Source organism: Nocardia sp. PE-7 (assembly GCF_030486425.1).
Lineage (GTDB): Bacteria > Actinomycetota > Actinomycetes > Mycobacteriales > Mycobacteriaceae > Nocardia > Nocardia salmonicida_A.
In genome coordinates, this window is record NZ_CP129614.1 from 4,375,916 (window position 1) to 4,390,812 (window position 14,897).

General features: G+C 68.1%; 12 protein-coding genes. 1 reads left to right on the plus strand and 11 read right to left on the minus strand.

What is annotated here, in order from left to right:
• Position 1 precedes the first annotated feature (1 nt).
• From QX204_RS20750 to QX204_RS20785, 8 genes are all read right to left on the minus strand, one after another.
• Positions 2-556, minus strand: a complete 555-nt coding sequence (locus QX204_RS20750) for an ATP adenylyltransferase (RefSeq protein ID WP_056810869.1) — start codon at positions 554-556, stop codon at positions 2-4.
• A complete protein-coding gene (gene thrS, locus QX204_RS20755; RefSeq protein WP_301901621.1) occupies positions 553-2,616 on the minus strand; it encodes a threonine--tRNA ligase in 2,064 nt (687 codons plus the stop codon). The genes QX204_RS20750 and thrS overlap by 4 nt, the downstream gene beginning before the upstream one ends.
• Positions 2,617-2,735: 119 nt before the next feature.
• On the minus strand, positions 2,736-3,407 hold the full coding sequence (locus QX204_RS20760; protein WP_301901622.1) for a (2Fe-2S)-binding protein: 672 nt from the start codon (positions 3,405-3,407) through the stop codon (positions 2,736-2,738).
• Complete coding sequence (locus QX204_RS20765; RefSeq protein ID WP_301901623.1) at positions 3,404-3,895, minus strand: TIGR02611 family protein; 492 nt, start codon at positions 3,893-3,895, stop codon at positions 3,404-3,406. Before QX204_RS20765 ends, QX204_RS20760 begins: the two co-directional genes overlap by 4 nt.
• Positions 3,896-3,943: 48 nt before the next feature.
• The gene (locus QX204_RS20770) at positions 3,944-6,154 is read right to left on the minus strand and encodes a SulP family inorganic anion transporter (protein WP_301901625.1); all 2,211 of its coding nucleotides are present in this window, start codon (positions 6,152-6,154) and stop codon (positions 3,944-3,946) included.
• 220 nt (positions 6,155-6,374) lie between these two features.
• Complete coding sequence (locus QX204_RS20775) at positions 6,375-8,597, minus strand: SulP family inorganic anion transporter (protein ID WP_301901627.1); 2,223 nt, start codon at positions 8,595-8,597, stop codon at positions 6,375-6,377.
• Positions 8,598-8,808: 211 nt separating this feature from the next.
• Entirely contained in the window at positions 8,809-9,564 is a 756-nt protein-coding gene (locus QX204_RS20780; RefSeq protein WP_301901629.1) for a tyrosine-protein phosphatase, read from the minus strand.
• 160 nt (positions 9,565-9,724) lie between these two features.
• Positions 9,725-9,955 (minus strand): hypothetical protein, encoded by a 231-nt coding sequence (locus QX204_RS20785; RefSeq protein ID WP_301901630.1) that lies wholly within the window; start codon positions 9,953-9,955, stop codon positions 9,725-9,727.
• Between the two features lie 242 nt (positions 9,956-10,197).
• Here QX204_RS20785 and QX204_RS20790 point away from each other — a divergent pair, with 242 nt between their 5' ends.
• Complete coding sequence (locus QX204_RS20790) at positions 10,198-10,608, plus strand: hypothetical protein (protein ID WP_301901631.1); 411 nt, start codon at positions 10,198-10,200, stop codon at positions 10,606-10,608.
• Positions 10,609-10,620: 12 nt separating this feature from the next.
• On the opposite strand, the gene QX204_RS20795 is transcribed toward QX204_RS20790, so the two are convergent.
• The 3 genes from QX204_RS20795 to QX204_RS20805 form a co-directional block, all read right to left on the minus strand.
• A complete protein-coding gene (locus tag QX204_RS20795; protein WP_301901633.1) occupies positions 10,621-11,844 on the minus strand; it encodes a vWA domain-containing protein in 1,224 nt (407 codons plus the stop codon).
• The gene (locus QX204_RS20800) at positions 11,841-13,088 is read right to left on the minus strand and encodes an AAA family ATPase (RefSeq protein WP_301901634.1); all 1,248 of its coding nucleotides are present in this window, start codon (positions 13,086-13,088) and stop codon (positions 11,841-11,843) included. The genes QX204_RS20795 and QX204_RS20800 overlap by 4 nt, the downstream gene beginning before the upstream one ends.
• A 236-nt stretch (positions 13,089-13,324) precedes the next feature.
• Positions 13,325-14,800, minus strand: a complete 1,476-nt coding sequence (locus tag QX204_RS20805; RefSeq protein WP_367620138.1) for a hypothetical protein — start codon at positions 14,798-14,800, stop codon at positions 13,325-13,327.
• Positions 14,801-14,897 lie beyond the last annotated feature (97 nt).

Here is a 14,897-nt window from a genome sequence, read left to right on the forward strand (position 1 = left end):
TTTATTCCTCCCATGCCTCCGCCAGCAGCTGCCGCGTCTCGCGCAACAACTGAGGCATCACCTTCACCCCGCCGACCACGGTGATGAAGTTCGCGTCCCCGCCCCAGCGCGGAACGATGTGCTGGTGCAGGTGGTCGGCGAGCGACCCACCGGCCACGCCGCCGAGGTTGAGGCCCACGTTGAATCCGGCGGGCCGCGAGACCTGCTTCATCACGCGAATGGCCCGCTGTGTGAAGGCCATCAGTTCCGCGCTCTCGGCGGTCGTGAGGTCCTCCAGGTCGGCTACCCGGCGGTACGGCACCACCATCATGTGCCCTGGGTTGTAGGGGTACAAGTTCAGCACGGCGTAGACGTTCTCGCCGCGCGCGATGATCAGGCCGTCCTCGTCCGACATCTTCGGGATATCGGTGAACGGATGCCCGGTCGCGTCCTTGGGCTTGACCTCACCGGTGATGTAGGACATCCGGTACGGCGTCCACAACCGCTGGAGGCGGTCGGGCTGGCCCGCCCCGGCGTCGACGATCGAGCCGGCGTCGGGGGCGAGGTTCTCGCTCATGACCCGACCGCCGCCGAGACGATCTCGAACCCCTCGGCAGTGGGCGAGGCGTTCTCGCGGTGGGCGATCCAGGTGGTGATGGTGGCGACCGCGTCGGCGACGGGCACCCCGTTGATCTGGGTGCCGTCGCGGAACCGGAAGCTCACCGCGTCCGCTTCCACGTCGCGTGCGCCCGCCAGCAGCATGAAGGGCACCTTCTGCGCGGTCTGGTTGAAGATCTTCTTCTGCATCCGGTCGTCGCTGCGGTCCACATGGGCCCGCACGCCCGCGTCGCGCAACCGCTCGATCACCGAATCCAGGTGCGGGACGAAGTTTTCCGCCACCGGGATGCCGACGACCTGAACCGGCGAGAGCCAGGCGGGGAACGCACCGGCGTAGTGCTCGGTGAGCACGCCGAAGAAGCGTTCGATCGAGCCGAACAGGGCGCGGTGAATCATCACCGGACGCTGCTTGGTGCCGTCGGAGGCGGTGTACTCGAGGTCGAAACGATCGGGCAGGTTGAAGTCGAGCTGCACGGTCGACATCTGCCAGGTGCGGCCCAGCGCGTCCTTGACCTGCACGGAGATCTTCGGGCCGTAGAACGCGGCGCCGCCGGGGTCGGGCACCAGATCCAGGCCGGACGCCTCGGCGACCTTCTCGAGGGTCTCGGTGGCCTCGGCCCAGAGCTCGTCCGAACCCACGTACTTCTTCGGGTCCTTGGTGGACAGCTCGAGGTAGAAGTCGTCGAGGCCGTAGTCCTTCAGCAGGCCGAGGACGAACTGCAGGGTGCTGGTGAGCTCGCCGTGCATCTGCTCTTTGGTGCAGTAGATGTGCGCGTCGTCCTGGGTCATGCCACGCACGCGGGTCAGGCCGTGGATCACGCCGGACTTCTCGTAGCGGTACACCGAGCCGAACTCGAACATCCGCAGCGGCAGCTCACGGTAGGAACGGCCGCGCGCGCCGAAGATCAGGTTGTGCATCGGGCAGTTCATCGGCTTGACGTAGTAGTCCTGGCCGGGCTTGCGGACGGTGCCGTCCTCGTTGAGTTCGGCGTCGAGGTGCATGGCCGGGAACATGCCGTCCTTGTACCAGTCGAGATGGCCCGAGATCTCGTACAGATGCCCCTTGGTGAGGTGGGGAGTGTTGACGAACTCGTAGCCCGCGTCGACGTGGCGCTGCCGCGAGTACTCCTCCATCTCCTTGCGGATGATGCCGCCCTTCGGGTGGAACACCGGCAGACCCGAACCGAGCGCGTCGGGGAAGGAGAACAGGTCGAGCTCGAGGCCCAGCTTGCGGTGATCGCGGCGCTCGGCCTCGGCCAGCAGCTCCAGGTAGGCGTCCATCGCCTCGGTGGATTCCCACGCGGTGCCGTAGACCCGCTGCAGGTCCTCGCGGTCCTGGTCGCCACGCCAGTAGGCGGCCGAGGAGCGGGTCAGCTTGAAGGCGGGGATGAACTTGGTGGTGGGGATGTGCGGGCCGCGACACAGGTCGCCCCACAGCTTCTCGCCGGTGCGCGGGTCGAGGTTGTCGTAGATGGTCAGCTCGTTGCCGCCGACCTCCATGATCTCGGGATCGTCGATACCGGACTTGTCGCTGATCAGCTCCAGTTTGAACGGCTCGTTCGCCAGTTCGACGCGAGCGTCGTCGATCTCCACGACGCGACGCGAAAAGCGTTGCGCGCCTTTGATGATCTTCTTCATCCGCGATTCCAGCTTGGCCAGATCCTCGGGGGTGAAGGGCTTGTCGACCTGGAAGTCGTAGTAGAAGCCGTCCTTGATCGGCGGGCCGATCCCGAGTTTCGCGTCGGGGAACTCCTGCTGCACCGCTTGGGCGAGCACGTGCGCGGCCGAGTGCCGGATCACGCTGCGCCCGTCCTCGCTGTTCGCGGGAACCGGCTCGACGTCGGCGTCCTCCTCCGGGATCCAGGACAGATCCTTGAGGGCGCCGTCGACATCACGCACGACGACGACCGTGTCCGGGCCCTTCGTGGGCAAGCCCGCTTCCCGCACCGCTGCGCCCGCGGTAGTCCCGGCCGGCACCCGAACGAGAGCGACGGGACTGATGGGTGCAGAGGTGGTCACGGGAATGTTCTCCTTGACGTCGGTGCCGGGGTCATCCGGCAGGTCGCACAGCGTCGGTCACGCAGGGGATCCTGCGCCGCCCATGCTATCGGGACCGCCGACGGGGCGTGTCGATGGACCTAGGACCGAGCGCGCGCGGCGGCGGCCAGCTGTTCGGCTCGATCGGCGGGCGCGCGCTTCGGGCAGCTCGTGCACATCTGTCGGCCGGGCGCCTCGTAGACCAGGCAACACGAGGTGCGGCGGACGAAAGTACGGCCCGCCACTGTGACGAACCGTGGCGCGGGCAGGCGCGGGCCCACATCCGCCGCCAGCCGGGTCGCGGCCTCCGGGGCGCCCGCGTCGAGGGCCCGGTTGCCGATGGCGTCGGCGACGACCGCCCACAGCGCGGGTATCCCGGCCCCGGAAACGGCCGCGACCTGGGAGATCACGGCGGTCAAGGTGTCGCGCAAGGCGGTCGCGACCTCCTCGGCGGCTGCCGCGCCGGTCTCGCCACCCACGTCCGAACGCACGGAGCGCCCGGCGGCATCGACCGGCATCCGGTGGAACCGCGCGTGCTCGACGCCGCCGTCCGGACGGACCACACAGTCGAATTCGCCGAGCGCGGCGACCGGAGCGGGCGTGCCCGCCGCGTAGGCGAACGCGATCTGCTCGACCAGGGTCGAGGCGACCATGCACCACCACAGGGTGCCCGCGACCCGGGGCACATCGGTGCCCCAGGTATGGCTCATCGCGTCGATCCGGGCCGAAACCCAGGCGGGGTCGGTGAGGAGCAGGCCGGGAACCGTGCTCACGACATCAGGGGACTGTGCAACCATGGCCAATCGACTCCGATCCACCCTGCGACCATCGAAAATGTACCGAGCAGCCACAACGTCACCAGGACGAGGGCGAAGGTGCCCACCGCGCCGAGTACCTTGATGAACCAGCCGCGCGAGGTGTACCAGTCCATGACGATCCGGTATTTGCCGCGCACCCAGTTCAAGGTGTGATGGGCCCAGACGAATTCGGTGGCCAGGATGCCGAATCCCGCGAACACCAGCGCCCAGCCGGGTCCGGGGTACGGGATCGTGACGATCCCGACGATCAGCACCAACCCACCGACCACGCCGACGACGATGCGGTAGCCGAGGTTGAGGGTAGGGCGCTGGGCGATGTGTTCCCGGAAGGCGCGCCAGCGGTCCTTGAACCGGTCCCACCGCCCCGCACCGGCGGCGGCCTCGTTGTCCGCGGGATCGGAACCGTCGGTGACGCGCTCGGCGGCGGTCGGATCGCTGGTCATGAAGTCCAGACTACGAGTCCGACCGCCGCCGAGTCGCAGCGTGCCTTGTCAGCCACCGGTGACAGCGAGTGCGGCGTGATCGTCGATCGCGCCGACCCCGTCGACGGTGACCTCGAGCACCCGGGCGCCCGCGATGTCGAAGAACAGCCCCGACAGCACCAACCCGCGCTCGGTCACCGCGCGGCGCACCGCGGGATTGCGTCCCAACGTCTCCAGTTGCACGGCGACATTGACCATGCTCAGCTGATCCACCTCGCTGTACCCGGCCGCCGCGGCGGCCACGGCGACGGGATGTCCTTCGCGGAATCGCTGCAGCGCCGGTTCGGCGTGGCGCAACCAGGAGCCGAGCCCACCGCCGGTGTCGGCGGCGGAGTGCACCGCCTTCATCGCGCCGCACGAGGAATGCCCGCACACCACCACCGAGCGGACCGCGAGCGAGTCCAAGGCGAAAGTCAGCGCCGCTTCGACCGAATCGTCGCCGCTGACCGGGACCAGGTTGCCGACATTGCGCACCGTGAACAGGTCACCCGGGCCGCTGTTGGTGATCACATTGGGCACGATCCGTGAATCCGAGCAGGTGAGGAAGAACGAATCCGGGTCCTGGTGCATACCGTCCAGGTGCGGACGCACCACATGCGCGGAGCCGCGATGGAAGGCGGCGATACCCGCCGTCATCGCATCGCCGCCGGACTTCTGGTGCCGCCACGGGCGGAGCATGTCGTCGATCGCGGCGCGACCGAATCCACGCGTCGGCGGCGCGGCCGGGGTGTCGGCCATCCTGGCGTGCCCGATCTCGACGAAATCGATACGGCCGCCGCTGCTTTCGTGCTGGCGCTGCCAGTCCTCGATCGCCTCGAAGGCGGCGTGGTCGAGGAAGTCGACGGTCATCTCGACCGTCACGTCGACGCCCGCGGGCACCTTCGCCAGTTCGCCCGACAGTTTCGGCAAGGCCAGGAAGGTGCACGAGCCGTCGATGTGGACCTGCCAGCGCCCGTCGGGCAGCGGCTGCGCCGTCACCTGCACGCGCACGACCCGCCACAGCAGCAGCCCGAAGGCCAGTCCCAACCCGATGACCACGCCTTCGAGCAGATTCGTGAACACCACGCCGAGCACGGTCACCACATAGACCAGCAGGTCGCCGGTGCGCCGGGCCAACCGGATGTGGGCCAGTTTCACCAGTTGCATACCGATGACGATCAGCAGGCCCGCCAGCGCGGCCTTGGGAATCTGTTCCACCAGACCGACCAGCGCCACCGAGAACAGCAGAATCCAGAGTCCGTGCATGACGGCTGAGGCCCGCGTCCGTGCTCCCGCCGCCACGTTGGTGGCGCTGCGCACGATCACACCGGTGATCGGCAGGCCACCGGCCAGACCCGAGATGACATTCGCCGTGCCCTGGCCGATCAGTTCCCGATCGAATCCGGTGCGTGGACCGGTGTGCATCTTGTCGACCGCGACGGCCGAGAGCAGGCTCTCCACGCTGGCGATCAACGCGATGGTCAGCACCATCATGGCCACGGCCGACCAGTTGCCCGACGGCAGTTCCGGCAGGCCGAGCGCGTCGAAGACCGACCCGCTCAGCGCGATGCGCTCGATCTCCGGCAGACCGAGGGAGAGCAGGGTGCCGACGAGCACGGCGACCAGCGGACCCGGCACCGCGCGCAGCTTCGGCGGGACGTACTTCCAGCCGAGCATCACCGCGATCACCACGGCGCCGACGAGCGCGTCACCACCGTGCAGCGACAGCAGCTGCCCGGGAAGTTCGATCAAGTTGCGCAGCGCGGTGCTGTGCGAGGAGCCGCCGAGCAGGACATGAATCTGCTGCAGGGCGATGGTGATGCCGATACCGGCCAACATGGCGTGGACCACCACGGGAGCCACGGCGAGGGCGGCGCGCGCGATCCGGCTGAGCCCGAACAGGATCTGCAGCACGCCCGCGGCGACCACGATGAAACAGGTGACGCGCCAACCGAATTGGGCGATGGACTCGGCGACGACCACGGTCAGACCCGCGGCGGGTCCGCTGACCTGCAGGACCGCCCCACCGAGCAGGCCCGCCACCACACCACCGATCACGGCGGCGACGAGACCGGCGGCGATCGGGGCGCCGGAGGCCACCGCGATGCCGAGCGACAGGGGCAGTGCGACCAGGAAAACTACGATGGAAGCGGGTAGATCATGCCGTAGCAGCGTCTGCTGCCACGCGGGGCGGGATGACTCGTCCGCACGGGGCGGAGCAAGGTCGTTCTCGATAGACATGACTCTCCTTCGCCGGCTCCCGGCGCTGGGCCGAGGCCGATCATCACGAGGACGGTGAAGCAAAGGGACTGGAGCATCGAACGAAGCCGGTGCGACGGCGAACCGGGTACGGGCGGATCCAACCTATTGGTAAAGGATTGGCAAAGCCAGTGTGCCGCACAAACAGTGGGTGTCGCCATAACGGCAGGCAGTCTGTGGTGTGACCCACAACTACCCCCCTTTACACGGACTCGGCCGCGGCCCGACGGGCGTCGTCGAAGTCGGCGATCCCGTCGGCGGTGATCTCGATGACGCGCGCGGTCGCGAGGTCGAAGAACAGTCCTGACACCGCCACCCCGCGCTCCTGGATGCCGCTTCGCACCGCCGGATAGTCGATCAGGGTCTGCACCTGCCTGGCCACGTTCACCATGCCGAGTTGATCGATCGGGCCGAAGCCCGCCAGCCTGGCGGCCTCGGCGACGGGGTGGCCGCTGTGGAACGCCGTCAGCGTGGGCTGGGCATGGGCCAGCCAGTCATCGAGGCCGGGCCCGGCCTGGACCTGCCGGTACAGCGCTTCCATCGCCCCGCAGCCGCTGTGCCCGCACACCACCACCGAGCGGACATCGAGCTTGTCCAGCGCGTAGATCAGCGCCGCCTCCACCGAGACGTCGGAGCCGCCGACCGGCACCAGATTGCCGACATTGCGCACCGTGAACAGGTCGCCGGGACCGCTGTTGGTGATGACGTTGGGCACGATGCGGGCGTCGGCGCACGCCAGGAAGAAGGTGTCGGCATCGGGCCGGTGTTGCAATCCGGCCAGGTGCGGCCGCATCAGGTGCGCGTGCTCGCGATGATAGGCCGCGATGCCCGCGGCGATCGGGTCCACGCCGCCGCTGCGCCGCCACGGCCGAATCGGGTCGACGACCGCCTTGCGCGCGTGCCCGTGGTCGGGCGGACCGTCGTGGGTGCGGGCCATCCGCGCGGCGCCGAGTTCGACGAAATCGACTCTGCCGCCACTGGATTCACGGACGTCGGCCCACTCCGAGAGCAACTCGCACGCGGCGTGGTCGAGAAAGTCCACGCTCAGTTCGACCGTCACCTCCACCCCCGCGGGCACCTTCGCCAGTTCGGCCGTGAGCCGGGGCGCGGCCAGGAAGGTGCAGGTGCCCGCGATCCGCACCAGCCAGGTTCCATCGGTGCGCGGCGCCGCGGTGATGGTGAACTTCACGACCCGCCACAGCAGCAGGGCGAACGAGGCGAGCAGTCCGATCACCATGCCCTGCAACAGGTTCAGCGCGACAACCGCGATCACGGTGACCAGGTAGACATAGATGTCGCCGGTGCGGCGGGCCCGTTTGATATGGGCCAGTTTCACCAACTGCACCCCGATCAGCACCAGCAACCCGGCCAGCGCCGCCGTCGGGATCTGGCGGACCAGGCCGACCAACGCGACCGAGAACACCAGGATCCAGCCACCGTGCAGCACGGTGGCTGCCCTACTGCGAGCGCCCGCGTTGGCGTTGGTGATGCTGCGCACGATGACCGCCGCGATCGGCAGACCGCCCAGCACGCCCGAGACCATGTTCGCCGCGCCCTGACCGAGCAGTTCCCGGTCGAAGTCGGTGCGCTGCTCGGGGCGCAGTTTGTCGACCGCGACGGCCGAGAGCAGCGTCTCCACACTGGCGATGAGGGCGACGGTGAGCATGGTGAGCACCAGCGGCAGCCACCCGCCGTGCGGCAACGCGGGCAACCCGATGCCGTCGAGCAACGAGCCGTCCAGGCGCACCCGTTCCACCGTCAGCGGCAGCACCAGCGAGACCACCGTCGCTACCACCACCGCGACCAGGGGGCCGGGCACCACCCGCACCCGGCGCGGTAGATATTGCCATCCGATCAGCACGGCGATCACCAGCAGCCCGACGATCAGGTCACCCTTCTGCGCCGACATCACCTGATGCGGGAGCGCGACGATACTGGCCAAGGGCGAGCTGACCGTCGTTCCACCGAGCAGCACGTGCACCTGCTGCAGGGCGATGACCACCCCGATGCCTGCGAGCATCGCGTGCACCACGACCGGCGCGATTCCCAGCGCGGCGCGCGCAACGCGACTGAGCCCGAACAGGATCTGCAGTACACCCGCCCCGACGGTGATGAAACACATGGCGGCCCAGCCGAATTGCTGGACCGCTCCCGCCACCACGACAGCGAGACTCGCGGTCGGCCCACTGACCTGAACCTTCGAACCGCCGAGCAATCCCGCGACGATCCCGCCGACGGCGGCGGCGATGAGCCCGGCGACGACAGGCGCGCCGGAGGCCAGCGCGACCCCGAGCGATAACGGTAGCGCGACCAGGAACACCACGAGTGAGGCTGGAAGATCTTGCTGGAGAACCGATTTCAGTGATGCATGCGACAGCGTGCGCGCTGTCGCCGTAGTAGTGGTGCCCGGATCATTGTCGGTCATCATTCTCCTTCGCCGGGGCGGATGAGGTCCCGGTTCATCGGTCGAACATGCACTGGCAATTGATGCTGAGCTGCGAGCGAACGGCGGATCTGCAGCACTGCTCGGAAGAGCTCGGACTCCAGACACAGAGTCCTGACAATAGTAAAGACCTTCCCAAGCATTAGAAAACGTTCCGGGAAGAATGGGACGAAATCGCCGTCGATCTGTGACCTCAGTCACAAAGCAGGTTGTCGGCCAACTGTCGTTGCGTCGCCTGGTCGAGACCGGCATCGGTCGCCCACACGGTGGGGCCGCCGTACTCGGCCTCCAGGTGGGCGAGGAACTGGCGCATGGTGCTCGCCTCGGCAGCGAAAACCCAGGCGGGCAGGCGGTCTGCCGCGTCGCCCTCCGGTCGAGCGGCCCGTCCCCCGCGTGCCCGGAGCGCGGCGATATTCGGGGTGGTGGCGGCATAGTCGGCGATGATGTCGTCCGCGCGCACCCCGGCGACGGCGAGCAGCAGGGCGATCACCACTCCGGTGCGATCCTTGCCCGCGGCGCAGTGGACCAGGGCGGGCAACTGACCCGGCGCGGCGAGCAGGCGCAGCACGGCGGCGAGGTTCTCGCTGCTGTGCGCGAGGTATTCGCAGTACCGGTCGAACATGCTCCCGTCGGGCGAGACCTCGGTGAGGTCCAGGCGCACCCGGTCCGCGCCGTAGACGTGCAGGTTCCGGTAGTCCGCGACGGCGTCGACCACGGCACCTGTTCCGTCCGTGACGATCTCGCTCGGCGCACGCAGGTCGACGATCGTGCGAAGCCCGCATTCGGTGAGCAGGAACGCCACATCCGCGGCGTCCAGCGAGGTCAGCATGTCCGACCGCAGCACCCGCAAGCGGCGCACCTGCCGCCCGTCCATCGTTCGCAACCCACCCAGGTCCCGCGCGTTCACCGCACCGCGCAGCGGCAATTCCCGGCCCGTCGAAGAACTCACACCGTTGGTCATCACAATCCCCGTTCTCATATTCGCAGCACCCACTCGCACCGTTGGTCAACGGTATTCGGTGTCGGATACCGCAAATTCCGAAATCGACTCTCCCCGAACGATCTTCCGGCCGTTTCCACAGGTCAGGGCACTGTGGGCGTAGATTCGATCAGGAAATGCGATGGACGGATCGGAATATTCGATACGAGTCGAGGTTGTCCTCGATGAAGAACTCCCGGCCACCGAGCCTGCCCGCCGTCATCCGGAACCCGTCGGCGCCGATGACGAGGCGGGCATGTTCGGTGACCTGTTCATTGCCGGGGTCGCACCCGACGATGTCGGTGACCCGCTTACCCTCGCGCCAGATCGGGCACGGCGACGTCCTCGCGTGGATCGACACCGGAACCACCGAGCGGCGTCGTACAACAGCGTGTCCAACACATTCGCACAATCGCGCTGATCAAACGACGAGTCTGGCAGGGCTTCGGCGGCCCGAGGGGATTGATACTTTCCACGAATTGCCGGATTGAAAACGGGGCGATCAGCGATCGGTCGCCGGGGAGAAACGGTCAGGAATCGAGAAGTTCCGAGGTCGGTGCCGTGGCAGCATTGTTTTTCCACGGATCGACGAAAGGGTTTTCGATGAATATCATCGGAGTTCGGCGAGCTCATCGATGGCTCGCCATCGGCTTTCTCGCGGCAGTACTCATCACGGTGATCGGGTTGTCGCTGAGCGGACCGGAATGGGTTGTCTACCTGCCGCTGATTCCACTGGCCGGACTGTTCCTGACCGGTTCGGTGATCTATGTGCTGGTCTACCGCGGCTCCCGAACGGGTCCGGTGGTCGGCGGGCGCGTTCGTCAGGTACATCGTTGGTCGGCGGTCGTGTTCGTAATCGCCGTTGTCGCCACTGTCATCGCATTGGCGCAGCAAGAGCCGGTGGTGTGGGTGTCGTATCTGCCATTGATTCCACTCGCCGGGCTCTTGCTGTCGGGGTCGGTCATGCTGGTGTCGCCACTGCTGCGGGCGCGGCGGGCCGCCTCCGGCGGATAGCCGACCGCGGCTTCAGCCGATGTCGACCACCCGTGCCCACGCGGGTGGTCGGTCCGGAACATAATCGGGATTGTTCTCCTGCCATGCATGTTCCCGGCGGAAGAGGCCGACCACGGTTCGGCAGGCCGGTTGTTGTGACGGCCAGGGCGTTTGACCGTCCGTCAGGGCCACGAGCACATCGGGGCGGGTGCGCAGGGCCTTGGTGAAACCGGTGCGCAGGTCGGTGCCGCCACCGCCGATGAGCGACATCCCCTCGGCCTGGCACAGCGGGTGGGCGATGCGTGCCGCGGCGTCGCAGGAGTACACGGTGACCAGGTCGCGGCGGCCCCCCACTGCGCGGACGATGGCGGCGACTTCGAGCAGCGCGCTGCCCAATTCGTCGTCGCTGACCGATCCCGAGGTGTCGATGACCACGCTGACCCTGGGTGGCGTGCAACGCAGGCTCGGCAGCACGATGCCGGGGAGCGCGGTCGAACGGCGGGCGGGGCGCCGGTAGGTGTAGTCCTCGCCGACACCGGGGGCCGAGGCGGCCGCACGGAGGGCGGCGCCGAGCAGGTCCCGCCATGGCTGTGAGGGGTGCAAGGCCTCGTTCGCCCAGCGTCGCCACCCCTGTGGCGCGTTTCCCGGATGACCGACGATGCCCTGCGCCACGAGGAATCGGACGCCGTCGCGCTGCTGTTCGCTGAGCCCGTCCGCGCCGTCGGGTCCCAGCTCCCACTCGCGGTCCGATCCGTCCGCGCCGCTACCGCAGTCGAGCCACGCCATGCTTTCCGTCAGATGCCCGAGGCTGAACTGACCCAGGTAGTCCTCCATGAGTTGCCCTGGGTCCAGCCCCAAGGTGCTCGGCAGAACCGCGCCTTCGGGCCAGACCAACCCGTCGCCGAACGCGTCGTCGTTGATCTCGGCATCCGCGGCGATATTCATCCGCAGCCGCTCGCCGGGGCCGGTCAGCTCGTGGGAGTGGGCGTAGCGATCACTGCGCGCGTGATGGTCGCGCAGCAGGTGCGAAACCTCGTGCACCAGTATCGACGCCAATTCTTCCACCGGCGTGTAGTCGACGAACCGTGGCGAGACGTAGCACCGCCAGTGTTTGTCCACGCCCATCGTCGACACCCCTCGTGACTCGACGATGTTCAGGGCGTACAGGGCAGTCGCCAGATAGGGACGGGCCGAAACCGCTTGCAGCCGTGCGGCATAGAGCTTGTCGAAATCGAGCCCGGTCGTGTCCGTTGTCATCGGCCCGCCTGGACGGCGACGCGGGCCGCGGCACGATCGGCACTCTGCGACACCGACACCACCCCGGCGAGTTGTTCGATCGTCGCGGGCACCTCCCAATTGTCGCGGCGCAGCGTGGCCAGCGTTGTCGCGGGAACGACCACCAGGTCGGGTGCTCCGGTTTCCACGGCCTTCACCAGCAGCGACCACGCCGCATCCCACCGCGCCCGCTCCGGTCGTTTGCGCACCGCGGCCACCACACCGTCGAGAACGGCCTGGCGCAGGTCGCCCCTGGTCGGCAGTTCGGCGGCGACAGGATCGGCCAGCAGTGCTTCCGGATCGGGCAGATCCATCCGATCGATGCTGGTCAGCAGTTCGAAACCGGGACCGTCACCGACGGTGCCACGGATCAACTGCGACAGCACATCACGACTCGCGTCGGCCGCGGTGGCGAAGGCGATGAGCCGCACGGTCATCTCCCAACTCCGTGGTGACGCCCAGGCGCCACCCCGCCGGGTTTCGGTGGTGGGCATCTGATGGACGAGCTTGGGCCGCGCCGCGAGCAAGGTGCATACCGCACGGCGCGCGAATGTGACTGCCTCCGAGAGGCTTTCGTGAGCGAGCCGAGGTACCGTCGCGCGCGGCCATGTTCCGCCGAGGCCACGGACGACGACATCGTGCTCATGAGTCCACTGCAGGTGGACGAAACGGTTCGCCAGCGGCGGGCTCAGCTCCCAGCCGTCGGCGGCCGACGAGCGGGGGTTGGCGGCCGCGACGATGCGCACACCCGCCGGCAGTTCCAGTGCGCCGACCCGCCTTTCGAGAACGACGCGCAGTAGCGCGGCCTGCACGGCGGGCGGTGCGGTGGACAGTTCGTCGAGGAACAGCAGGCCGCGTCCGGCCCGTACGAGTTGAACCGCCCAGTCCGGCGGGGCCATCGGCACACCCTGGGTCGCCGGGTCGTCGCCGATGATCGGCAGGCCCGAGAAGTCCGACGGCTCGTGCACGCTCGCGATCACCGTGGTCAGCGGCAGGTCCAGGGACTCCGCGAGCTGGGTCAAGGCCGAGGTCTTGCCGATGCCCGGCTCGCCCCACAGCAGCACCGGCAGGTCGGCGGCCACGGCCAAGGTGAGCGCTTCCAGTTGAGTATTGCGACGCGGCTCTGTGTGTACTTCGCCCAGCATGGCGAGGAGTTCGCTCGCGATGTCGAGCTGGGAGTCGGCGGCGCGATTCGGGAGGGGCGGGCGGAGGGTGTGAACTGTCATGTGTGAATCACCTTTGGGTTCAGAAGAATTCGATGAATTGGGTTGGGTGGCGCGAGGTCGAACTCGGGCCGACGCCGGTCGACGAAGTGCGAAGATCTGCAGTACGAAGGCGCCGAACGCGCTGGTCGGCCAGTCACAGTGCGGTCGCGTGCCCCGCGGACCAGCTGGTCATCGCACGTCCACCCGAGTCCGCCCGTCAGCACGACGGGGCATGACCCTGATGGCCGGATGGCAACTCAGCGCAAGACCGCGCGCCTCGGACGTGCGCGACGACCCTTGCGGTCATACCGGTCAGGAGGGATGTGGCCGCGACCTGGCGCGGGTAGGCCCGCCCGGAACAGGCCATAGGTAATCCGTTGTCGTACAGCAGCTTCGAGTGCGTCGCGAAGCGGTCCGTCGCGTAGCACCGCGTCGGCGCCGAGCCTGGCTTCGACGATGGTGAGGGCTCCGTCGATATCGCCGTGGTCCAGGCGGTCGCAGACGCCGACGAGCCAATCCGGTTGGCGCAGTGACCGGTCGATGGCCTGCAGGCATGGCATCGGGGTTCCGGTCAGGGCCGCCAGAAGTTCTTCGCGCCGGATTTCGGTGGGGTCGTGATCCAGCGCGGTGAGCACGCCGTTCACCAGCCCGATCCGGTGGCGTTCGCCTCGACACTCCACGACCTGGTGACCGGCGATGGTTTCGGATGTCTCGGCCGTCGCGCCGTCGCAGCCGAGCGCCGAGGCGACCAGCGGATGCAGTCGGTCGGCGGTGATAGCGCCCGCGCGCAGCAATTCCAGATCGGGGAGCACCCAGGTCGCCGCGTCGGGCAGGACCGGAAGCGCGGAGATTCCGCCGCGTGGGTGTTGTCTCGAAATCCGCACCGCGGATGGGTCATCCGCGGGCACGTCCAACACCACCCGCCTGCGCGCACCACACCGGACCAGCACCGACCCGGACCGACGCCCCTGCGACCGCAGCAGAATCGCCGCTTCCTCCGCCCACCGATCGAGGGCACACCCCTGCGGCAGCGATCCGGCCGGGCCGAAGTCGGGCCGACCGGCGGGTGCGACCGAATCGGGCAGACCGAAGCCCGGTCCGTCTCCCGGCGGCAACGACTCGAAATCCCCGGACCCGGATTCGTCGCCCTGCATCTGTTCCGGGCCGACGCATCGTTCTGCGCCGGAACGGATTCGCCACTCGTGAACTCGCCGCGAATCCCACAGGTGACGGTGCAGGTCGAGCCGGTAGCGACTGTTGGGTCGGGGGTGTGGGTGCAAGCGCGCGCTGGTCGCGGGGCTCGCCATGTTCCACAGCGCGAGGCCGACTCGCTGACCGGCGGCCGCCCAGGCCGGTGGCGTGCGGACCACGAGGTACACGGAATCGACACCGCCGCAATGTGTTACGTCACCGTCTGCGTTGTCGAAGCCCGCGATGCCCCCGGAGTCGTAGCGAGCCAGCACCATTGTCAGCCCGGGTCGCAACAGACCGTCCGGTGCGATTCTGGGTAGATGCCAGCGCAACAGGTCAGGCGACAGGTTTCGCAGGTCGGCCCGCACTCGGGCGGCAAGTCCTCGCCCGTGGGTCCGCGCCAACGCCCGCAGGTCCAGATCGAGATCGACGTGCGCCGCGGCGCAGGCCCCCGACCAGTCGCCGACGAGCCTGCGTGCGGTGGCGACCTCGATCATCGCCGGCGGCACAGCGAGCTCGCGCACACGCAGCCAGAGGTTCACGCGCGCATCGTCGTACGAGGCACGGGAGCATTGCGGATCTTCGGTGAATTCCCCGCGTTCACGCGGGAGAGAAGCCGGTGCGATGACCGGCGTGGGG